A 21,069-nucleotide genomic window follows, 5' to 3' on the forward strand; every position below is an offset into this window, starting at 1 on the left:
GATCGGCCTAGAACGACCACTCCCAATGCAGGCATCCGAAGACGCCGCATTCGCGCGCCAGGGTGCCATAACCGCCGTTCGACAGCGTGTTGGTGCCGTCGCCGAAGATGTCGACGGTCTGCACGCGAAGCGTTTCCTCGCAGCTGCGGCGGCAGTCGACCCAGCCGCCGCGAGGCAGCCGCACCTGCCACCCAAGGCGACCCGGCCGGACGACGCTCCGGACGGACCCGTTGCCGTAATGGCTGTGCGCCGTGATGACTTCGCCCGGCTCGTAGTTCGTCCGCAGCCGCCGCGCGAGCGCATCCGCCGGCGTCGGCATCGCGGAGACGGCGAGCACAGAGGCAATCACGGGAACGGCGGCCCAAAGTCTCATGCGCATGATCGTCTATCCTTTGTTCGGGCGGACTGCCGGAGTGCCTGTGATGAACTCAGCTAAGAACTCAGCGCGACATTGAAATATTGATGCCCTTGAGCGACGGGCCGCTGGTCAGCACGGCGACCGAATGCGAGCCGCGGCCGACGGTCACCATCATGGAGCCCGCGATGCCGCCGCTGATCGCCAGATTGAGCTTGTTCGCTGACGCCCGTCCCGTGACCGCTCCGGACTGATTGTACGTCCGCTCTTCCCAGCTGCCGGTCACTGCGCCGCCCGCGTCAACCAGATTGGCGCGCAATTCCACCTTTGCCGACGCGTTGGCGCAGCGAATCGAAATTCCGAGATTATGGGGACCGCCCGTGTTCGTATAATAGCCCTTGCAGCGCAGGCTCTCTGTCTTGCCGCCGTCGAACTTCGCGACGCCCGAGCCATTCCAGGTGCCGACGAGTTCAGGAAATGGACCGTCCGCGGCATAGCTTGTCGACGTGGTGAGCGACAGAGCGCCAGCCATTGCCGCCGTCACGGCAAGCGCCTTCAGATAAGCGGAAAGACAGCCGGAAAAGTGATGATGGCGAAACACGAAGCCCTTCCTTCCTGCGTATCGCGAAACGGCGCGCATTATCATCTGACGCCCCGCATTTTGCGAGCCATATGGACAAACTTGAACGAGATGCACTGAAGTGTTGCCCTCGAACGACAGTCCAATACTGCACTGCACTCAATAAACGCTCAGGGTCACGTGTTGTGTCCGTGCTTATGGGAAGAACGCACGATCTCCGCAAGATATTACCCGAGTGCATGAGAACGGAACTCGTTTGCTCCCTGCAACAATGAGCAAATTGAACTCGCGATATCTCCCCAATACGGCCCACAAACAGTCGCGATCGACGACCAGTCTGCTGCTGTCGCCGAAGGTGCGCTGAAAAGCTCGAAATGCTCAGCCGACCAGCGACGGGGTTCTCGAAGAATCGGGCAAGCGCGGGGGTGCTTGAAGCCGGACAGGCTTGACGAGGGAGTCGAAAGTCTATGCGTCAGTCGTATCGCGTCGCCGTGTACTGCACGGTTGCAGCCGTTTCAAGTTTGACTGCGGGCCAGAACCAGGCTGCGGCCCCCGTCGATCCCTTGGCTGGCCTTGCCGGGCGCTGGGTCGGAATGGCGACGATGACGTCGACCTCCGGGCCTGCATCCAATTTCAAATGCGTCGTCACCTATGTCGCCCGACGCGGTGCGCCGGGTATGCGCCAGACGTTGCGCTGTGAAGACGGGGCAACCAATTTCAAACTTCACGCTGCAACCGACTTGACGGTCGAGGGCGAGAAGCTGACCGGCGCCTGGCAGGACAAGATCAACGATATCGGCGGCACGGTCGACGGCACCATCACGCCGACAGGATTCGACGTGCAACTCTCGGGACAGTTCTTCGCGGCGCATATGGCCGTCGCGGGGCAGGGCTGCGACCAGTCCGTCAGAGTCCTGCCGCAGAATTCCGACGTGTTCGTCGAACTGGCTGCGAATTTGAAAAAGTGCTGATCCGCGTGCGCCCCAGATAACTCAAAACGGCTCGATGACGCGCGTGACCGTCGGCGCGCTGCCCGAGTTCGGATCGTAGCGGAAATCCAGGATGAGATTGTAGGCATCCTCGGGCCACGGGTCGGGGTAGCTGCCTTGCGGCGCCCCAAGCAGCGCGGCGATGGCCGGTAGCTTGCCGTGATGCCAACAGATAACCAGCGTCTTCCCCTTGTATTCGGGGTTGGAAAAGATCTCGTTGGCAAGATTCTCGAAGTCGTCGTTCTCGTAATCGTGCTGAACTTTGAGGCCGACCGCATTCGCAAGCGGAGCGACGGTTTCCCGTGGCCGGTTCGAGTGCTTCGAATGCGCCGTTGCGATGATCACGTCCGGTTTCCCGAACGTCTGCGGAACGTACGTCGCAAGACGCTCGGCGCGCGCCATGCCGGCTTCCGACAGGTCTTCATTATAAGGGTCGTCGGTCTTGTCCGCGTGACGCATCAGGATGATGCGGCTCGGTCCGCCGTTGGCGTGATCGACAGCGGTGAAATTGGCGCCTGATTCCCGCGTGCGCTGGCACAGCGTGCAGCCGCCCTTGAGCACCGGCATGCCGAGTGTCAGCGAAACAACGAAGTTCGCTTCGGCTTCCGCAGCCCCCGGTGAAACCGCGCACGCGATCAGCGCAATCGTGAGGGATGTAAAGCCGAGTACCAAGCCACGTGACGACAGAAGCGTTTTCATGATCGTCTCCTCCGAAAGGAACGGATGATAACGCGCGGACGCCGTCTCCGCCGCGCAACGGCCCGTGTCGAAAATATTAATGAGGTCTTAACGATCCGTCGATAAAGAACCAAACGTGCCGGCGCGATGTGCGCGGCCTTTCATATCAGAATGCGCGCCACCATTTAATCGGCGCGTGCGCCCAAGAAAGAGTTCGATTTCGCGCGGCGCTATTGTTTCGTTCGGGAATGCGGCAGAGCGATGAAGCGCGCGGCGCCAGATACGGAGCTGTTGAGACGGCTGTCGGATATACCCGAAGTCGGGTTGAGCGGCTTTGCCGTGCGCGAAGGCTTGGCGGGCACCGGCGTCACCGTTCTGAAAGGCCGCGAATACTTTGGCAGCTGGCGGGCAACGTCCGAGGGCGAACTCGTCTGGACGTTCGCGGATCTCTCCGATGAGGGCCGCACCGTCACGTCCGTAGACGAGGCCCTGCGCTATACGCTGCTTTTGATTTTGGCGAGCGTTGCGAAAACTCACAACAACTCGCCAAAAGTTACCCGGACGGGCTGAGCGCGCCCTGCCGCTTCACGTGCAGCGCTATGCGGCGAGGACTGCGCGTTCGTGCCTGCCTTCTTCGACTTCTTCAATGATCTTTGCGACGAACGCCTCGAGATCGCCGGGGTTGCGGCTCGTGACGATGCCCTGATCGGCGACGACGGGCTCATCGACCCAGTTCGCCCCGGCATTGATCATGTCCGTCTTGATCGAGTCGTAGGACGTCGCGCGCCGCCCGCGAATAGCGTTCGCCTCGATCAAAAGCCACGGCGCATGGCAGATCGCCGCCACGACCTTTCCTTCGGCGAGGAAGGCTTTGATCAGCGCCAGCGCTTCCGGATTTTTCCGAAGCGTGTCGGGATTCATTTGTCCGCCGGGAAGTACGATCGCGTCGTAGAGCGACGTCGATGCCTCGGAGAGTTCAACGTCAACCGGCACAGGCTTTCCCCAATCGTGGTTCTGCCAGCCGACGATCGAGTCTTTTTTCTTTCGCTCTTTCGGCGCGGCGACGTGAACGAATTGCGCAACGGCTTTCAACTTTTCGCGCGGCACGTCCAGTTCGGATTGCTCAAACCCGTCCGTCGCGAGAATGAGAATTTTGGCGTTCTTGATTTTCGGCATGATCGCACTCCTTGACCGGAACTCAAGAAGCAACATCCGGCACTCAACGAGGTTCCGAAAAATGCCGATATGCGTACTTACGCGCAAAGCGTGAGCGTTTTGGCTTATTGGCCCGGACGGCCGGTTTTGCGCGGACGCCCGCGGCGGCCCTTCTTCTGTGCCGTATCGTCAAATTCGCGCGTCCGCGTGGGTGTCTGGACACGCGACGGCTTCTCTCCGGATTTCACCGGCAGCGAGGCGTGCGGTCCCATTTCGTCGAGCGTCGGCTTGTGCGGCCCTGCGATCTTCTCGCCGAACGCGCCAGCCTTGGCGCGGCTGTCGACAGCGGGGGCGCGCGCCGGCACCGGCCGATCCGTTCCCGGCCCCATGTCATCCAGCGACGGCTTTTTGATCCTTGATCCCGCGCCCGGCGGCCGGCTCGCGGAACGCGAGTCGACGGGCGCAGATGAAGAATCTCCCGCGCCCGGCGCATAACGAGAACCTGATTGCGCATACGTCGGCTGAACGGGCTCGTACTCGGTCCTGACGCGCGAGCCTGATCCGCTCTCCCCCTCTCCCCGCTTGCGCGGAGAGGGGGACGGACTGGGCATATTCGCCTTCGCGCCATACTTGCGCTCGCCCTTGAAACTCCCGGCGCGATCTTCGACCTCGCTTTGCCGTGCCAGCGGATCGTCCGAAATCGCCAGCTCCGTTTCGCGCAGCCGCTTGATCTCGTCGCGCAGCCGCGCCGCCGTTTCGAACTCGAGATCGGCCGCCGCGTCCTTCATCCGACGCTCCATGTCGGCGATGACGGCCTGCAGATTGTGCCCGAGCGATTGCACGTTTTCGCCATCGGCCAAGCCCGCATCGACGGTCACGTGATCCTGCTCGTAGACAGATTGCAGCACGTCGTGGATGTTGCGCTTGATGCTCTCCGGCGTGATGCCGTTGGCTTCGTTCCACGCCACCTGCTTCTCGCGACGCCGGTTCGTCTCCGCGATGGCGCGATCCATCGATCCGGTCATTTGATCCGCATAGAGAATGACCTTGCCGTCGACGTTGCGCGCCGCGCGCCCGATGGTCTGCACCAGCGACGTTTCGGAGCGCAGAAAACCTTCCTTATCGGCGTCGAGAATGGCGACGAGCGCGCACTCCGGAATGTCGAGACCTTCGCGCAGCAGGTTGATGCCGATGAGCACGTCGAAGGCGCCGAGACGCAAATCGCGGATGATTTCGATGCGCTCCAGCGTCTCGATGTCGGAGTGCATGTAGCGCACGCGCACGCCGCTTTCATGCATGTATTCGGTGAGATCCTCGGCCATGCGCTTGGTCAGCACCGTGACGAGCGTCCGATATCCTTTACGCGCGACCTGCCGGACTTCGTCGAGCAGATCGTCGACCTGCGTTTTTGCGGGGCGAATCTCGACGGCCGGATCGATGAGGCCTGTCGGCCGGATGACCTGCTCGGCGAACGCGCCGCCGGTCTGCTCCATCTCCCAGCTCGCAGGCGTTGCCGAGACGAACACCGATTGCGGACGCATCGCGTTCCATTCTTCAAAACGCAGCGGGCGATTGTCCATGCACGACGGCAGGCGGAATCCGTATTCCGCAAGCGTCGCCTTGCGCCGGAAGTCGCCACGGAACATGCCGCCGATCTGCGGCACGGTAACGTGACTTTCATCGGCGAAGACGAGCGCATTATCGGGCAGATATTCAAACAGCGTCGGCGGCGGATCGCCCGGATTGCGTCCCGTGAGATAGCGCGAATAGTTCTCGATGCCGGCGCACGAGCCCGTCGCCTCCATCATTTCCATGTCGAACGTGGTGCGCTGTTCGAGGCGCTGCGCTTCGAGCAGTTTGCCCGCATTATACAACTCATCGAGACGCTTCTTGAGCTCGATCTTGATCGATTTGATCGCCTGCTGCAGCGTCGGCTTCGGCGTGACGTAGTGGGAGTTGGCGTAGAGCTTGACCAGCGCCAGTTCGTCCGTCTTCGCGCCGGTCAGCGGATCGAACTCGATGATGCTTTCGACCTCATCGCCGAACAGCGAGAAACGCCACGCGCGATCTTCCAAATGCGCCGGAAAGACTTCGACCGTATCGCCGCGCGCGCGGAACGCGCCACGGACGAAGTTCTGGTCGTTGCGCCGGTAATGGAGCGCGACGAGATCGGCCAGCAGCTGGTCGCGAGACAGCTGTTCGCCGGCGCGCACGGTAAACGTCATCGCCGTATAGGTTTCGACCGATCCGATCCCGTAAATGCAGGAGACCGACGCGACGATGATGACGTCGTCGCGTTCGAGAAGCGACCGCGTTGCGGAATGGCGCATCCGGTCGATCTGCTCGTTGATCGACGCTTCCTTCTCGATGTAGGTGTCGGTGCGCGGCACGTAGGCTTCGGGCTGATAGTAGTCGTAGTATGAAACGAAATACTCGACGGCGTTGTCCGGAAAGAAGCTCTTGAACTCGCCGTAGAGCTGCGCCGCGAGCGTCTTGTTCGGCGCCAGGATCAGCGCCGGGCGCTGCGTCGCCTGAATGACGTGCGCCATCGTGAATGTCTTGCCCGAGCCCGTGACGCCGAGCAGCACCTGATTGTGCTCGTGCTTGCCGATGCCTTCGACGAGTTCCGCGATCGCTTGCGGCTGGTCGCCTTTCGGCTCGTATTCGGACTGAATCTTGAACTCGATCCCGCCTTCGCTTTTTTCCGGCCGCTCGGGGCGGTGCGGCATGAACATCGGCATGCCGCCGGACACGATCGGATGTGACGCCATCAACGGTTGGCGAGAGAGGAGTTCTTTCGCGCGCTCCGACCGCTCGTCGGGCCGCGTGAGCAAAGCCGTCAGGCTGTCGGTCAGGCTTTCGCCGCCCATCGGCGGACGCGGCCCCGACTGGCGCAAGGCGGGCAGGCTGGGAAGTCCGCTGCTCGTCGTCTTTCCGGAAAAATCAGCGGGCGCGAAATAGGCGTTCGTTTCGGCGAACCCCGGCGTCCCGGCCGAAGTTTCGGCGGGAGGCTGAATCGGCTTGCCCGACTTGCCGCGCGAGGATCGCGGTCGGGTCGATTTGCCGGAGGGTGTTTTCGGTGAAGATGCCACGCTGCAAATATAGAGACGGGAAGCCGGAGCATAAATGCTGTTTCGGAGCCACAGTGTCACGCGGGTCGCTTATTTTAACAGATATCTTATCCGAACGTCGAAGGCCGAGCCATCGTGACGAGCGCCAAAAGCTCCTTACGGAAGAGTAAGTACCATCGGCATGCGGCACGGTGATAGCCAATCAATCGCCGATCCGAAGTTTAAAAAGTTCAGTCCGGATTGGCCCAGCGGGGCCGGGGCAACCAAGTTGGCCGACAGACGTTGATCTACTGACATAATGGAGCACACACGATGACTTCTCTGAAATTGGTTGCCGCAGCGGCGGCTGCGATGATGATAATCGGCAGCGGCGTGGCTTCGGCGAAAGATGCCAAAAAGCCCGCGACCCCCGTCGTCCATTCCCCGGAATCGATCCAGTGCTCGAAAGATGCGGACGCGAAAGGTCTGCACGGCAAGGATCGCAAGAAATTCCGCGCCGAGTGCAAGAAAAACCTGACGAAGCAGACCAAAGACGCAAAGAAGTCTTGAGCTTCTCAGAAAGCAGAATTTGGAAACCCCGCCGCTTTTGGCGGGGTTTTTGTTTTCGCTCTCCTCATGACGCCGAGGTACGCTCCGCGCGCAAGCCTCTCAGCCAAGGACGCGCACATGCCCGACCTTAAGACGAAAAGGACCGCGCTCGTGACGGGCGCCAATCGCGGCATCGGATTTGCGATTGCGCATAAGCTCGCTGAATTGCGCATGTCCGTTCTCGCCGGAGTTCGCAACGAGGCGAATGCCATCGCAGCGGCAGCGGCGTTCGACAAACTCGGTATCGATGTCAAACCGGTGATCATCGACGTCGCCGACGCCGCCGCTTTGCCGTCCACGCTGGAAGCCATCGAACAGCGCCATGCGCCGATCGACATTCTCGTCAACAACGCCGCGATCCTGATCGACGGACCTGGCGGCTTCAATGCCAGCCTCTTCGACATGACGGACGACACGCTCCGACGCACGTGGGAAACGAACGTCCTCGCACCGGCCGCTATCATAAGAACGCTTCTGCCGGGCATGATCGCTCGCGGCTACGGCCGGGTGGTCAACGTGTCGTCGTTGGCAGGGCAGTTGGCAGGAATGAGTTCGGGGTTCCCTGCCTATCGCATTTCGAAAACGGCGTTGAATGCTTTGACCCGCATAGCCGCTGCGGAGGCTGGAAAAGGCAACATCAAGGTCAACGCCTGTTCGCCGGGCTGGGTCAGAACGGACATGGGCGGACCTGACGCGCCGCGTTCGCCCGAGAAAGGTGCCGAGACGGCGGTCTGGCTCGCGACACTGCCGCCGGACGGACCAACGGGCGGATTTTTCGAAGACAAGAAAGCCGTCCGGTGGTGAGCGGAACGGCTGTCGGTTCGTCAAAACAGATTGCTAGCGATTACAATGTCCGGCCGCCGCGGCTGCCGACGATCATCGCGTTGGCTCCGTCGATTTCCATGACGAAGCGGATCGGCCGCTCCTTCGGATTTTTAACATCTCGGGCCGTGACCAGAATGAAGCGCTCCGGTCCAGCGGACGTATCGATTTCGGTGATCTGCGGTGCGAAATCCGATACCGACGCAACCGCGAACGTGCGGCTATGGCCGTCGAGCGTCAGCGAAATCTGGTCACCGACGGACACCGCCTTGGTGATCGGCGAACTGTCGTCGCGGCGCATGGCCGACAGCCAATAGTCTTCCGAGCCCGAGACCGGAGTTATGGACGCGACGTCCTTGGCCGGCAATGAGGCTTGCGTGAGCGCGGTCGCGAAGCTCGTTCTCAAAACCCTCTCGCTGCTGGCGAAGAACGAGGTCGCGGCGACGACGGCGACCGTCGCACCAACGGTGAGGCCAAGCCAGAACGGCCGGATCTGTTGCCTCGTCATACTTCGCACCTCCAAGAGTCGTCGGACATTAAGCCGGTTGAGACGGAAAGGTTCGTTGAACAAAGCCTACAAACGGGAATGCGGCAATTCAATAGCCTCGCTGGTCGCGTCCTGCGGATAACGCTGCCTCGAAGCTGCGCCACGCATCCTTGGGTTAACATAGACGCGTCGCAAGTGCCTGAAAAAACTCAAGTTCAGCGCCGCCAGAAGCGACAGAGACAGGCCCCACAGGCCCCATGCGGCAGTACTGCTGGTTCTGCGAAATACGGCGTCGGGGCTCAGCGCCGAGCTGGTCGTCGCAATCTCGATGATCGGCGCCGGGCCGCTCTCGGCGATCGCCTTGATGGCGTGCGGGGCAAGCGGACGTTCCATCGCGCTGAAAGCGCCTGAAAACGCGCAGGCCTTGACTGGCGCGCTCGCGCCGACTGCGGTCAGCATGACGAAGACCAGCGCGGCGCCCAGGGCGTCGAAAACAGGCCGCAGCAGACGATGGCGACGCTTCGGGCGCCGGTCGTGGAGCCAGTCGCGGGCTGGCGAATTCCGATCGGCGATCTCGCTGGCAGCCATTGTTTCAAATCCCTCCGCTACAAATCGATTTGGTAATGACGAGCCGTTAAGGGGGAGTTGACCGATGGTTCTTGGCGCGCATGGGTCCGGAATGTGGCGCTCGCCGTGCAATTGCGCGCTCTGCGATTTCATCCGTCTTAAGTTGCGGGCGCGCATCACCAGCCAAAGAGATTAGACCGTGGCGAGGGCCTGCGGCGGTGGCGCAGGGACATTGGCAAAACGTCGGCTTGCGGTCGCGAATCATTGGAATTAGGGTCCGCGCCGTTCCTTTCGCAGTCGCGAAACGATCTATTCGCACCTCCTCCGAATGACAGGCGCATCATGGGCTTCATCGCCGACAGTTTGAATCGTATCCAGCCGTCCGCCACCATCGCCGTTTCGACGAAAGCTCGACAGCTTGCGGCGCAGGGACGGGACATCATCTCGTTATCGGCGGGTGAGCCGGACTTCGACACGCCTGAAAACATCAAGGAAGCCGCGAAGCGCGCGCTCGACGCGGGCAAGACCAAATACACCGACGTCGACGGCATTCCGGAACTCAAAGCGGCGATCGTCGCGAAGTTCAAGCGCGACAACAACCTCGATTATAAGCCGAGCCAGGTTTCCGTTGGGACCGGCGGCAAGCAGGTGCTCTACAACGCGCTGCTCGCGACGCTCAACCCCGGCGACGAAGTCGTGATCCCGGCGCCGTGCTGGGTCTCCTATGCCGACATCGTCCTGCTCGGCGGCGGCACGCCCGTTTTTGCGCCGACGACTTTGGAAGACGGATACCGGCTGAAGCCCGATGCGCTCGAAAAGGCGATTACGCCGAAGACGAAGTGGTTCATCTTCAATTCGCCGTCGAACCCGACCGGCACAGCCTATTCGGCCGACGACATCAAAGCCCTGACCGACGTTCTGCTTCGCCATGAGCACGTCTGGATCCTAACAGACGATATGTACGAGCACTTGCTCTACGACGGCCTGAAGTTCGCGACGCCCGCGGCCGTCGAGCCGCGCCTCTATGCGCGCACGCTGACGATGAACGGCCTGTCGAAAGCCTACTGCATGACCGGCTGGCGCCTCGGCTATGCGGCGGGACCGGAGCAGCTCATCAACGCGATGCGCAAATTGCAATCGCAGTCGACGTCAAATCCTTCTTCGATCACCCAGTGGGCCGGCGTCGAAGCCTTGAACGGGCCGCAGGACTTCATCGCGAAGAACAACAGGATATTCGTCGACCGCCGCGATCTGGTCGTAGGCATGCTCAACCAGGCGAGGGGCATCCAGTGCCCCAATCCGCAGGGCGCGTTCTACGTCTATCCGAGCATAAAGGCGCTGATCGGCAAGACGAGCAAAGGCGGCGTCAAGATTTCTGACGATGAAGCCTTCGTGACGGCGCTTCTGGAAGAAGAGGGCGTTGCGGTCGTCCACGGCGCGGCGTTCGAAGGCTCGCCGTCGTTCCGCGTGTCCTATGCAGCCTCGACCGAGGCGCTGAAAGAGTCGTGCACGAGAATCCAGCGCTTTTGCGGAAACCTTTCGTAGCGGCCGAGCTTGGCCGGATTATTCGGGTCGTTCACAAACAAAAAGCGCGCAAAAGACTTTGCGCGCATAACACGCTCTAATTTGGATGGCCTAGCTTAAGCCGCCGTCGCGCCGTTGCCGACAAAGCGACCGGTAAACCAATCCCAGGCGTGCGCGATATGTCCGGTCAGGGGCCGACCGTCAATATCCGGAACCACGGGGCGCCAGATCGCAATTGCGGTCGTGGGTTGCGCCTTGAACTCAAACACCGTCGGTTCTGCACCGAAGGCGTCGGGAAGTTCATCTTCGACTGCCATAACGTACCCGGCAGCGTTTGCCGCGGACATCAGTGTTTCGATACTCATAACCCAGCCTCGCATTCCTGAGCCAAATCCCTCCGGCTCTCTCCGCATTATGCGCTCGTACCCCTTAAAACGCGCCAAACGCGGATGAGTTCATGATGATGCAAGTTTAAAGTTATTCAAGTGATTTTTGCATTTTGAGACGAACCCTAGCGCCTTGAGCGAAAAGTAGTTTCGGCGATGCAATAAACAAATCAGCGCCTCTGGAGAACTACTGCACCGCAATATGAAAGTTTCACGAAACTGTGCGGCCGACCCCGGTTAAGACGGTTGTGCCACGCTGGCTTTCGAGCGAGCATGGCACTGCCGTATCCTTCCGAGGTGCGGGGTGCGGCCAAAGCGTGGGTCTGCGCCTCACAACGTCGGAGGCAATCATGACGAGTTCAGATGGCCCGAAGGGCAGAAATGGCGCTCAAGGAGCCAGGGGCGGGGTCCGAGGCGCACGTTGCGTCGCGCTGATCGGACCCTTCGCAAGCGGCAAGACCACTCTTCTCGAAGCTATTCTTGCACGCACCGGCGGCATCTCGCGTGCCGGCTCGATCGCAGCCAAATCGACGATTGGCGACAACACCCCGGAAGCCCGCGAGCACGCCATGAGCGTCGGCGTCAACGTCGCCGATGTCTCCTTCCTCGAAGATAAGTTCACTTTCATCGATTGCCCTGGATCGGTCGAATTTGCCCATGAAGGCGCCCTCGCCCTCCCGGCCTGCGATATGGCGGTCGTGGTGTGTGAAGCCGACCCGAAACGCGTCGCGGCCCTGCAGGTGATCCTGAAGCAGCTCGAAGACGCGCAAATTCCGCATCTGATTTTCTTGAACAAGATCGACGCCTCGCAAACGCCTTTGCGCGACATCATGCCGGGATTGCAGCCGGCAAGTTCGAAGCCGCTGGTCCTCCGCCAGATCCCGATCTGGGAAAACGGCATCGCGACGGGCTTCATCGATCTCGCGTCCGAGCGCGCCTACGTCTATCGCGAGCACGCCGAAAGCAAGATCGTCGAACTGCCTTCGGCGATTGCGTCGCGCGAGAAGGAAGCCCGCTTTGACATGCTGGAGAAGCTCGCCGACTACGATGACGAACTGATGGAACAGCTGCTCACCGACATCCCCCCGCCGAACGATCGCGTGTTCGACGATCTCGCGAAAGAGTTCAAGGACGGCATGATTTGCCCCGTTCTGCTCGGCTCCGCGCAGGAGGGGCATGGCATCATGCGGCTGCTGAAAGCGCTCCGGCACGAATGCCCCTTCGTCGAAGAGACGGCACGGCGGCACAAGCTCGAAAACGTCAAGTCGGCGGCCTACGTCTTCAAAAGCCTGCACACCAAGTCCGGCGGCAAGCTGTCGTTTGCACGCGTGCTCGCTGGAGACATTCCCGATAACGCCACGGTCACGGGCGGCGATGGCCAGGAGGTTCGCGTCGCCGGACTATTCACGGTCCGCGGCGAGGAAACGACGAAGTGCGGCGGCGCCAAAGCAGGCGATACCGTCGCGCTCGGACGGCTCGACGCTGTTCACTCAGGTGAGACGATCGGTGTCGGAAAGTCGGCGGTGACGCAAATTCCCATTCCGAAGCCGCCGCAGCCCGTCCTGGCGATCGGCCTCGGTCTCAAGGATCGGAAGGACGAAGTGAAGCTGTCCTCGGCCGCCGCCAAGCTCGTCGACGAGGACCCCTCGCTGACGGTCGAGCACAATGCCGACATGCATCAGATCCTGCTGCACGGGCAGGGCGAGATGCACTTGCGCGTCGCGCTCGAACGGCTGTTGCGCAAGTACGGCATCGAAGTCGTGCGTGAGAAACGCCGCGTCGGCTACAAGGAGACGATCCGCTCGGCAACCGAAATTCGCGGACGCCACAAGAAGCAGTCGGGGGGGCACGGGCAGTTCGGCGATGTGAAGCTCGACATCAAGCCGTTGCCGCGCTCGACCGGCATCACGTTCACGGAGAAGATCACCGGCGGTGCGATCCCGCGCAACTTCATTCCGTCGGTCGAGATCGGCGTGCGCGATTATTTGACGGAAGGCCCGCTCGGCTTCCCTGTCGTCGACGTCGCCGTGACGTTGACCGACGGCTCATACCACACGGTCGATTCCTCCGACATGGCGTTCCGGCAGGCTGGCCGCCTCGCGATGGCGGAAGGCATGCCCAAGTGCAATCCCGTTCTGCTCGAGCCGGTCATGGCCGTATCGATCGCGGTTCCATCCGAAGCGAACGCTCGCATCAACGGCATCATCTCGCAGCGGCGCGGGCAGATCCTCGGATTTGACGCGCGTTCGGGCTGGTTGGGATGGGACGTGATCGAGGCGCACATTCCGGAAGCGGAGATGGATAATCTGATTATCGATCTCAGATCCGCAACGGCGGGTGTCGGCTCATTCACGTTCGGCTTCGATCACCTGGCGGAAGTGTCGGGCAGATTGAAAGACCAGGTGCTGAGCGCGAGCCGCGCGGCCGCCGAATAACGCCAGAGTGCAACATGGACCAAATGCGGAAAGGGTGGCTATCGCCACCCTTTTTCGTTTGCGCGGAAGTTATGATGCCGGAGACCCGGCCTTCGGCTTTGCCCCGGGCGCAGGCGCAGGACCCGGCTTTGTAGGAGTTTTTGGGCCGTTGAAATAATCTTTCATGGTCTCGATGAAGAGCGGCGACAGACCGCGGCCCCCGTCATCGATGATCGACTTCATCTGGTCACGCATGCGCGGGTCCCAAAACGTATGGATGTGGCGCGCGATGCTCTCCGTTGCCTCGGGTTTTGGGTAGGGGGACCAAAAATCCGTGATCTGATTAGCCATCGTAATGAGAACTTCGTTTTCCATCTACCCACCGGATTGCATTGTCGACCAGCACAGGGCTGCGTCAGGAGTTGAAGACAACGGGCTTTCCCTTGGCGAGCGCCGCCAGGAAAAGGTTCGATTTGCGCGCCAGTTCGAGCGCCAGCGATGTCGGAGCGGAAACGGTCACGAGCGCGCCGATCCCAGCCGTCACCGTTTTTTGTACGAGTTCGAAGCTGCATCGGCTCGTCATCAATACGAAGCCGTCGCGGACATCGCGATCATCGCGCACCAGCGCTCCGATCAATTTATCGAGCGCGTTGTGACGTCCGACATCCTCGCGCACGAGCTTGATCTCACCATCGCGCGAAACCCACGCCGCGCCGTGTACGGAGCGATTGTGCTGGTTCATCGGCTGATGCTGGAACAGTGTCGCCGCCGCCAGTTCGATGGCCTCAGGCGCTGGCGTCCAGTGCCGGTCAAGCACGGGCAACGGTCGCACCGCCGACGCGATATCCTCGATGCCGCATAGACCACAGCCTGTCCTGCCTTCGATCGAACGGCGCGCCAGGCGTGAGACTTCAAGAGCTGTTTCAGGAACCGCGACGTCGACCGTGATGCCCTCGTCGCCTGGCATCTCAAGCACGCCCCGTATTTCTTTCGAATTCTTGAGAATGCCTTCGCCGACGAGAAACCCGAACGCGAAGTCGCGAAGGTCCGCCGGCGTCGCCATCATGACGGTGTAAGGCTCGGAATTGATCTGCAACGCCACCGGCGTTTCTTGCGGGAGTTGCCACGTGACGACCTGCACCGTCCCGGCGACAATGGCCTCGCCCAAGGCGGGGGACGAGCAAAAGGACTCGTCACCGCCTTGTCGAGAAATCACGTTCGCCATAACGCCCATTGCAGATGACTTCGAGACAGAGCCGCGGATTTACTCCGCAGGCTCCAGCTTCTTCTCCGTGCTGATACGTTTGTTTTCGACGTTGCGGGTATTCCACTCGGCCTGCCAATCGGATGGCTGGTTCGACGGTATGACCTGCACCGCGGTCACCTTGTATTCAGGGCAGTTGGTCGCCCAGTCGGACGCACTGGTCGTAATCAGGTTCGCACCTGTGCCCGGGTGATGGAACGTCGTGTAGACAACGCCTTGCGGCATACGCTCGGACACCTTCAGGCGAATGGACGTCGCGCCGGCGCGGCTCGTGAGCGACACGATCTGAGCGTCCTTGAGGCCGCGGATTTCCGCATCGTACGGGTGCATCTCGAGAACGTCTTCGGGATGCCATGCCATGTTATCGGTGCGCCGCGTCTGGGCGCCGACGTTATAGTGCGACAGGATACGGCCGGTCGTGAGGATGAGCGGGAACGTGTTGCTCGCCTTCTCGTCGGTCGCCATGTACGAGGTCAACATGAAGCGGCCCTTGCCGCGGACGAACTCTTCGATGTGCATGATCGGCGTGCCGGTCGGATGCTGATCGTTGCACGGCCACTGGATGGAGCCGAGCCTGTCGAGGCTCTCGTAGGAAATACCGGCGAACGACGGCGTCGTGCGTGCAATCTCGTCCATGACCTCGGACGCGGTTGCGTAGTACATCGGGAAGCCCATCGCGGTCGCGAGCTTTGCGACGATGGCCCACTCCGGCATGCCCTGCTTTTCCTGGAACACCTTGCGCACGCGGTTGACGCGGCGCTCGGCGTTGACGAACGTGCCGTCCTTTTCAAGGAACGACGTACCCGGCAGGAAGACGTGCGCGAACGCCGCTGTTTCGTTCAGGAAGAGATCCTGCACGACCACGATGTCCATCGCCTTCAGTGCCGCCTCGACGTGATGCGTGTCGGGATCGGACTGCGCGATATCCTCGCCATGAATGAACATGCCGCGATACGAACCGTCGATCGCCGCATCGAACATGTTCGGAATGCGCAGACCGGGTTCCGGATCAAGCTCGCGATTCCATTCCTTCTGATAGATGTCGCGCGCTTCCTGGTTCGAGACGTGACGATAGCCAGGGTATTCGTGCGGCGCCGAACCCATGTCGGACGAGCCCTGCACGTTGTTTTGACCGCGTAGCGGGTTCACGCCGACGCCATCGCGGCCCAGGTTGCCCGTCGCCATCGCGAGGTTGGCCAAAGCCATGACGGTCGTCGAACCCTGCGTGTGCTCGGTAACGCCGAGGCCATAATAGATCGCAGCGTTGCCGCCGGTCGCGTACAGCCGCGCGGCTTCGCGGATCATCTGAGCCGGTACGCGCGTGATGTGCTCGATCGCTTCCGGAGAATGCTCCGGCAGCTTGATGAACTCTTCCCAGCGATGGAAATCGGTCTTCTCGCAGCGCCGGTTGACAAACTTGCGGTCGATCAAATTTTCGGTTGCGATGACGTGGCAGATTGCGTTGACGACCGCGACGTTGGTGCCCGGCATCAACTGCAGATGGTAGTTGGCTTTGACGTGCGGAGAATCGACGAGTTCGATTTGCCGCGGATCGATGACGATCAGCTTAGCGCCCTCGCGGAGGCGCTTCTTCATGCGCGAGCCGAAGACCGGATGCGCGTCGGTTGGGTTGCAACCGATGACCAGCATGACATCCGTCTTATCCGTGCTCTTGAAATCCTGCGTGCCTGCGGCTTCGCCGAACGCGACTTTCAAGCCGAAGCCGGTCGGCGAGTGGCAGACGCGCGCGCAGGTATCGACGTTGTTGTTGTTGAACGCCGCGCGGACAAGCTTCTGCACCGAATAGATCTCTTCGAGCGTCGTGCGCGAAGACGTAACGGCGCCGATCGACCTGCGGCCGTGCTTGGCCTGCGTTTCCATGAAACGCTTGGCTGCGTAATTGATCGCTTCGTCGAACGTCACGACCTGCCACGGATCGGTGATCTTCTCACGGATCATCGGCGTCAGCATACGATCCTTATGCGTCGCATAGCTGAATGCGAAGCGGCCCTTGACGCAGGAGTGGCCTTCGTTGGCGCCGCCATCCTTGTAGGGCACCATGCGAACGAGTTCTTCGCCGCGCATCTCCGCCTTGAACGCGCATCCGACGCCGCAGTAGGCGCACGTCGTGATGATCGAGTGCTCCGGCTGTCCGATATCGACCACCGACTTCTCGATCAATGTCGCGGTCGGGCAGGCCTGCACGCAGGCGCCGCACGAAACGCATTCCGACGCCAGGAACTGTTCATCCATGCCGGCGGACACGTGCGAAGCGAAACCGCGCCCGTCGATCGTCAGCGCGAACGTGCCCTGCACTTCTTCGCAAGCCCTGACGCAGCGCGAGCAGACGATGCACTTCGACGGCTGGAACTGGAAGTAGGGGTTCGAGATGTCTTTTGGTTTGAAGCGATCGTTCACCGAACCATCGGCGCGGGTCGCGAATACGTGGTTCTCGCCGTCATAACCGTAGCGGACTTCACGCAGGCCGACCGCACCGGCCATGTCCTGCAGCTCGCAGTCGCCGTTCGCCGCACAGGTGAGGCAGTCGAGCGGATGGTCGGAGATGTAAAGCTCCATCACGCCGCGGCGCAGTTTCGCCAGGCGATCGTTCTGCGTCGAAACCTTGATACCCGGCGCAACCGGCGTCGTGCACGACGCGGGCGTGCCGCGGCGGCCTTCGATTTCGCAAAGGCAGAGCCGGCACGACCCGAATGGATCGAGGTTGTCCGTCGCGCAAAGCTTCGGGATCTGAATGCCGAGTTGCATCGCGGCGTTCATGATCGACGTCCCTTCCGGAACGCTGATCTCAAGGCCATCGATCTCGAGCGTGACCATCTTGGTCGTCTCATGAACTTCCGGTGTTTTAGTGCCGTAGTCCGTCTCTTTGATGAGCGTCATCGGCTTTATATGCTGGTTCATAATCCGTCCTCGTCGAGGTCGTTGAAGCGTGAAGTTTATTCAGCAGCGTCAGCAAGAAATTTGTTTGGCGCCGGCTTATGAAAATCATCCGGAAAACCGCGTAAAGCGCTTCGCACGGGGTACGGCGTAAGGCCACCCAACGCGCATAGCGAACCGTCAGTCATTGTTTCGCATAGATCTTCGAGAAGCGCGATGTTCCTATCGCGGTCGATATCGGCGATGATGCGATCCATCACCTCGACGCCGCGTGTTGAACCGATGCGGCATGGCGTGCACTTACCGCAGCTTTCGATCGCGCAGAATTCCATCGCGAAGCGGGCCATTTTCGCCATGTCGACCGTATCGTCGAACACGACGAGACCGCCATGACCGACCATCGCGTCGACTTTGGCGAATTCCTCGTAGTCCATCGGCACGTCGAACTTTGACTCCGGCAGATACGCACCGAGCGGACCACCGATCTGCACGGCGCGCACAGGCCGCCCGCTGTAGGTGCCACCGCCCCAATCTTCGATCAGCTGCCGCGTCGTGACGCCGAAGGCTTTCTCGACGAGGCCGCCGCACTTAATATTGCCGGCGATCTGGAACGCCAGCGTGCCGCGCGAACGGCCGATGCCGTAATTCTTGTAGAACTCGCCACCCTTGGCGAGAATGATCGGGACAGCCGAGAAGCTCATCACGTTATTGATGATCGTCGGCTTGCCGAACAGGCCCTCGATCGCAGGGATCGGCGGCTTATAACGCACGAGTCCGCGCTTGCCCTCGATGCTCTCGAGCATCGACGTTTCTTCGCCGCAAACATAGGCTCCGGCGCCCATGCGCACGACGAGGTCAAACGAATACCCCGACCCTTGGATGTTGTCGCCGAGCCAGTTCGCGGCCCGCGCGATTTCGATCGCCTGACGCAGGTTATGGACCGAATGCGGGTATTCGGAGCGAACGTAGATATAGCCCTTCGTAGCGCCTCCGGCGACGGCCGCGATCGTCATGCCCTCAATGAGGCAGAAGGGGTCGCCCTCCATCAGCATACGGTCGGCGAACGTGCCACTGTCGCCTTCGTCGGCGTTGCACGCGACGTACTTTTGATCTGCGGCAAGGTCGTGAACGGTTTTCCATTTAATACCTGTCGGAAAGCCCGCGCCGCCGCGTCCGCGCAGTCCCGACGTCGTCACCTCGGTAACGATATCGACCGGCTTCATCGCGAGGGCCTTCGTCAGGCCGTCGTAACCGCCATGCTTGCGGTAGTCTTCGATCGAAAACGGATCGGTGATGCCGCAACGCGCGAACGTCAGCCGCTCCTGGTTCTTGAAATACGGAATCTCTTCCGTCAGCCCGTGGCCGAGCTTGTGCTCTTTCCCTTCAAGAAACCCGGATTCGAAGAGACCCGCGACGTCCTTCACCGTGACTGGTCCGTACGCGACGCGTCCTTTCGGCGTCTCGACCTCAACGAGAGGCTCAAGATAAAGCATGCCTCGCGACCCGTTACGGATCACGCGAACGTCAAGCTTGCGCTTGCTGGCTTCGTTCACGATGGCGTCTGCGACTTCGTCGGCGCCCATCGACAATGCTGCGGCATCCAGAGGGACGAATATCGTGCTCATTCCGCAGCCTCCTTCTCAAGGCCAGCGATGATCTCGTCAAAACGCTTTGAATCGACCCTGCCGTAAAGTTTTTCCCCTACCATAACGGCTGGCGAGAGAGCGCAGTTCCCGAGGCAGAAAACCTGCTCGATCGTAACCGCGCCGTCGGCCGTCGTTCCCCCGAGGGGAACGTTAAGCTTGGATTCCGCGTGCTGGCAGAGTTCGTCCGTTCCCATCGCCTGGCAAGCTTCGGCCCGGCAAATCTTAACGACGTGCTTGCCGACGGGATGACGGTGAAACTCGTGATAGAAGGTCAGGACGCCATAGATCTCGGCCCGCGAGCGGTTAAGGACCTTCGCGATAATTGGCAAAGTTTCTTCCGGGACATAGCCCAGGTCGTGCTGCATCTCGTGGAAAATCTCGAGCAGCTCATCAGGCTTGTTGCCGTGCCGGGCGCAGATAGCCGCCGCCGCAATCTGCACGGGCGTCGTGGGCTGAATTTCGGGCTTGTGAAGCCCTTTAGGTGAACGTCCAACTTTTTTCGCCATGTGGCGCGCTTCCTCGGACGGCCCGACGGCAATTCTCGGCCGAACTTGTTATTTAGATGCGCACTTTGCCGCATTTTTCTAGTGTTTTATTTTATGGCTCGGATCAAATTGGTATCTCCGATCCAGTCATAGGCGGCAACAATGATGCACTGCGAAAACTAATGGTAGGCCCATAGTTTAAGTAATCTTCTGGTTGGCCAATTGCACCGCAGCAAGGCCATGCGTCGAAAACGACGCGGCAGCTTCGCGAAAGGCCCGGATCAAAGGGGCGACGGGATCGCGGTCGGCGGTGATCATGCCGACGCTCTGAGCGATGTTAGGGGAGGTTAACGGGATCGCGTGAACATCAGGATCTTCACCGAATATGCCGACGATATATTCCGGCATTATGCTCGCGAGACCCATCAATTTTACGCTGGAATAGAGGTTGACGACCGAATTCGTCTCCAGCGCTGGTTCCGGACGGCTTTCGGCCGTGCGAAAAGCTCGGTCGATAATCCGGCGGTTCTGCATGTTCGTGGTCGGCAGCCCAAGAGGCAGCTTCGATGCCTCGCCCCAGCTGACGATCGGCTGTCCGGCGAGCGGATGCCCGGCTGGCACGAAAAGGCTGTAGCGCTCCGTGTAAAGGGGCGTCGCGATCAGGCCGTTGATTGGCTCATTGTCGAGGTAAGTTATACCCGCGTCGAGCGAGTAATCGTCAAGCCCGCGCAGGATTTCTTCCGAACTCATCGACATCACGGTAAAGTCGATGTGCGGGTGCAACTTTCTAACGGCCTGTGTCAGATATGGGATCATCGGGAGTGCCGACGGAATGGCCCCCAACGCCAGCCGCCCGGTCAGTCCGAAATCGCTGGTCGCGAGGTGCGCCAGCTCCTGGTGCATCGATGCCCAGTTGTTCAGGATGAGCTGAGCCCACTTGAGGACGCGGGCGCCTTCCTGCGTCAGCCCCTGATAGCGCTGGCCGCGCTCGACGATCGGGACGCCGAGTTCAAGCTCAAGCTGCCGGATGCGACCCGAGAGCGTCGGTTGCGTGACGTTGCAGGCGCTGGCGGCGCGTGTGAAGTGTTTTTCGCGCGCCAGCGCGACGAGGTACTGAAGCTGTCGAATATCCATAAATGCTCTCTAAGAGTGAGAGAGCCGCG

The 21,069-nt window shown here is 60.8% G+C and carries 20 protein-coding genes; 6 read left to right on the forward strand and 14 right to left on the reverse strand.

Annotation, left to right across the window (positions count from 1 at the left end; all coding sequences use genetic code 11):
• Positions 1 to 7 precede the first annotated feature (7 nt).
• Positions 8 to 379, reverse strand: coding sequence for a hypothetical protein (locus tag WC026_RS10100; protein WP_372710794.1), 372 nt, complete (start codon positions 377 to 379; stop codon positions 8 to 10).
• 61 nt (positions 380 to 440) lie between these two features.
• Positions 441 to 1,001: a hypothetical protein gene (locus WC026_RS10105; RefSeq protein WP_372710795.1), complete on the reverse strand. Its 561-nt coding sequence runs from the start codon at positions 999 to 1,001 to the stop codon at positions 441 to 443.
• Between the two features lie 401 nt (positions 1,002 to 1,402).
• Between WC026_RS10105 and WC026_RS10110 the strand changes: the two genes are divergently transcribed.
• Positions 1,403 to 1,906, forward strand: a complete 504-nt coding sequence (locus WC026_RS10110) for a hypothetical protein (protein WP_372710796.1) — start codon at positions 1,403 to 1,405, stop codon at positions 1,904 to 1,906.
• 21 nt (positions 1,907 to 1,927) lie between these two features.
• Here WC026_RS10110 and WC026_RS10115 read toward each other — a convergent pair whose 3' ends face one another.
• The gene (locus WC026_RS10115; RefSeq protein WP_372710798.1) at positions 1,928 to 2,623 is read right to left on the reverse strand and encodes a histidine phosphatase family protein; all 696 of its coding nucleotides are present in this window, start codon (positions 2,621 to 2,623) and stop codon (positions 1,928 to 1,930) included.
• A 240-nt stretch (positions 2,624 to 2,863) separates the two neighbouring features.
• Here WC026_RS10115 and WC026_RS10120 point away from each other — a divergent pair, with 240 nt between their 5' ends.
• A complete protein-coding gene (locus tag WC026_RS10120; RefSeq protein WP_372710799.1) occupies positions 2,864 to 3,172 on the forward strand; it encodes a hypothetical protein in 309 nt (102 codons plus the stop codon).
• Between the two features lie 27 nt (positions 3,173 to 3,199).
• Here the strand turns inward: WC026_RS10120 and WC026_RS10125 are convergent, their stop codons facing one another.
• Positions 3,200 to 3,778 (reverse strand): type 1 glutamine amidotransferase domain-containing protein, encoded by a 579-nt coding sequence (locus WC026_RS10125; RefSeq protein ID WP_372710800.1) that lies wholly within the window; start codon positions 3,776 to 3,778, stop codon positions 3,200 to 3,202.
• 104 nt (positions 3,779 to 3,882) lie between these two features.
• The gene (gene uvrB / locus WC026_RS10130) at positions 3,883 to 6,627 is read right to left on the reverse strand and encodes an excinuclease ABC subunit UvrB (protein WP_372710830.1); all 2,745 of its coding nucleotides are present in this window, start codon (positions 6,625 to 6,627) and stop codon (positions 3,883 to 3,885) included.
• Between the two features lie 513 nt (positions 6,628 to 7,140).
• On the opposite strand from uvrB, the gene WC026_RS10135 reads away from it, so the two are divergent.
• On the forward strand, positions 7,141 to 7,377 hold the full coding sequence (locus WC026_RS10135) for a PsiF family protein (RefSeq protein ID WP_372710801.1): 237 nt from the start codon (positions 7,141 to 7,143) through the stop codon (positions 7,375 to 7,377).
• A 117-nt stretch (positions 7,378 to 7,494) separates the two neighbouring features.
• Positions 7,495 to 8,220 carry an SDR family NAD(P)-dependent oxidoreductase gene (locus WC026_RS10140; protein WP_372710802.1) on the forward strand — a complete coding sequence of 242 codons (726 nt, stop codon included), beginning with the start codon at positions 7,495 to 7,497 and terminating at the stop codon, positions 8,218 to 8,220.
• A gap of 40 nt (positions 8,221 to 8,260) precedes the next feature.
• Here the strand turns inward: WC026_RS10140 and WC026_RS10145 are convergent, their stop codons facing one another.
• Together WC026_RS10145 and WC026_RS10150 are read right to left on the reverse strand one after the other, a co-directional pair.
• Complete coding sequence (locus WC026_RS10145; protein WP_372710803.1) at positions 8,261 to 8,746, reverse strand: hypothetical protein; 486 nt, start codon at positions 8,744 to 8,746, stop codon at positions 8,261 to 8,263.
• A gap of 66 nt (positions 8,747 to 8,812) precedes the next feature.
• Complete coding sequence (locus WC026_RS10150; RefSeq protein WP_372710804.1) at positions 8,813 to 9,469, reverse strand: hypothetical protein; 657 nt, start codon at positions 9,467 to 9,469, stop codon at positions 8,813 to 8,815.
• A gap of 165 nt (positions 9,470 to 9,634) precedes the next feature.
• Here WC026_RS10150 and WC026_RS10155 point away from each other — a divergent pair, with 165 nt between their 5' ends.
• Positions 9,635 to 10,837 (forward strand): pyridoxal phosphate-dependent aminotransferase, encoded by a 1,203-nt coding sequence (locus tag WC026_RS10155; protein ID WP_372710805.1) that lies wholly within the window; start codon positions 9,635 to 9,637, stop codon positions 10,835 to 10,837.
• A 95-nt stretch (positions 10,838 to 10,932) separates the two neighbouring features.
• On the opposite strand, the gene WC026_RS10160 is transcribed toward WC026_RS10155, so the two are convergent.
• Positions 10,933 to 11,181, reverse strand: a complete 249-nt coding sequence (locus WC026_RS10160) for a hypothetical protein (protein ID WP_372710806.1) — start codon at positions 11,179 to 11,181, stop codon at positions 10,933 to 10,935.
• A 371-nt stretch (positions 11,182 to 11,552) separates the two neighbouring features.
• Here WC026_RS10160 and WC026_RS10165 point away from each other — a divergent pair, with 371 nt between their 5' ends.
• The gene (locus WC026_RS10165) at positions 11,553 to 13,637 is read left to right on the forward strand and encodes an elongation factor G (RefSeq protein WP_372710807.1); all 2,085 of its coding nucleotides are present in this window, start codon (positions 11,553 to 11,555) and stop codon (positions 13,635 to 13,637) included.
• 69 nt (positions 13,638 to 13,706) lie between these two features.
• Here WC026_RS10165 and WC026_RS10170 read toward each other — a convergent pair whose 3' ends face one another.
• From WC026_RS10170 to WC026_RS10195, 6 genes are all read right to left on the reverse strand, one after another.
• The gene (locus WC026_RS10170; RefSeq protein WP_372710808.1) at positions 13,707 to 13,967 is read right to left on the reverse strand and encodes a formate dehydrogenase subunit delta; all 261 of its coding nucleotides are present in this window, start codon (positions 13,965 to 13,967) and stop codon (positions 13,707 to 13,709) included.
• 64 nt (positions 13,968 to 14,031) lie between these two features.
• Complete coding sequence (gene fdhD, locus WC026_RS10175; RefSeq protein ID WP_372710809.1) at positions 14,032 to 14,850, reverse strand: formate dehydrogenase accessory sulfurtransferase FdhD; 819 nt, start codon at positions 14,848 to 14,850, stop codon at positions 14,032 to 14,034.
• 30 nt (positions 14,851 to 14,880) lie between these two features.
• Entirely contained in the window at positions 14,881 to 17,778 is a 2,898-nt protein-coding gene (gene fdhF / locus WC026_RS10180) for a formate dehydrogenase subunit alpha (protein WP_372710831.1), read from the reverse strand.
• A 56-nt stretch (positions 17,779 to 17,834) separates the two neighbouring features.
• Positions 17,835 to 19,400 carry a formate dehydrogenase beta subunit gene (locus WC026_RS10185; RefSeq protein ID WP_372710810.1) on the reverse strand — a complete coding sequence of 522 codons (1,566 nt, stop codon included), beginning with the start codon at positions 19,398 to 19,400 and terminating at the stop codon, positions 17,835 to 17,837.
• On the reverse strand, positions 19,397 to 19,927 hold the full coding sequence (locus tag WC026_RS10190) for a formate dehydrogenase subunit gamma (protein WP_372710811.1): 531 nt from the start codon (positions 19,925 to 19,927) through the stop codon (positions 19,397 to 19,399). Before WC026_RS10190 ends, WC026_RS10185 begins: the two co-directional genes overlap by 4 nt.
• A 177-nt stretch (positions 19,928 to 20,104) precedes the next feature.
• On the reverse strand, positions 20,105 to 21,040 hold the full coding sequence (locus WC026_RS10195; protein ID WP_372710812.1) for a LysR family transcriptional regulator: 936 nt from the start codon (positions 21,038 to 21,040) through the stop codon (positions 20,105 to 20,107).
• Between the last annotated feature and the right edge of the window lie 29 nt (positions 21,041 to 21,069).

Source organism: Hyphomicrobium sp. (genome assembly GCF_041674905.1).
In the GTDB taxonomy this organism is placed as follows: Bacteria; Pseudomonadota; Alphaproteobacteria; order Rhizobiales; family Hyphomicrobiaceae; genus Hyphomicrobium_B.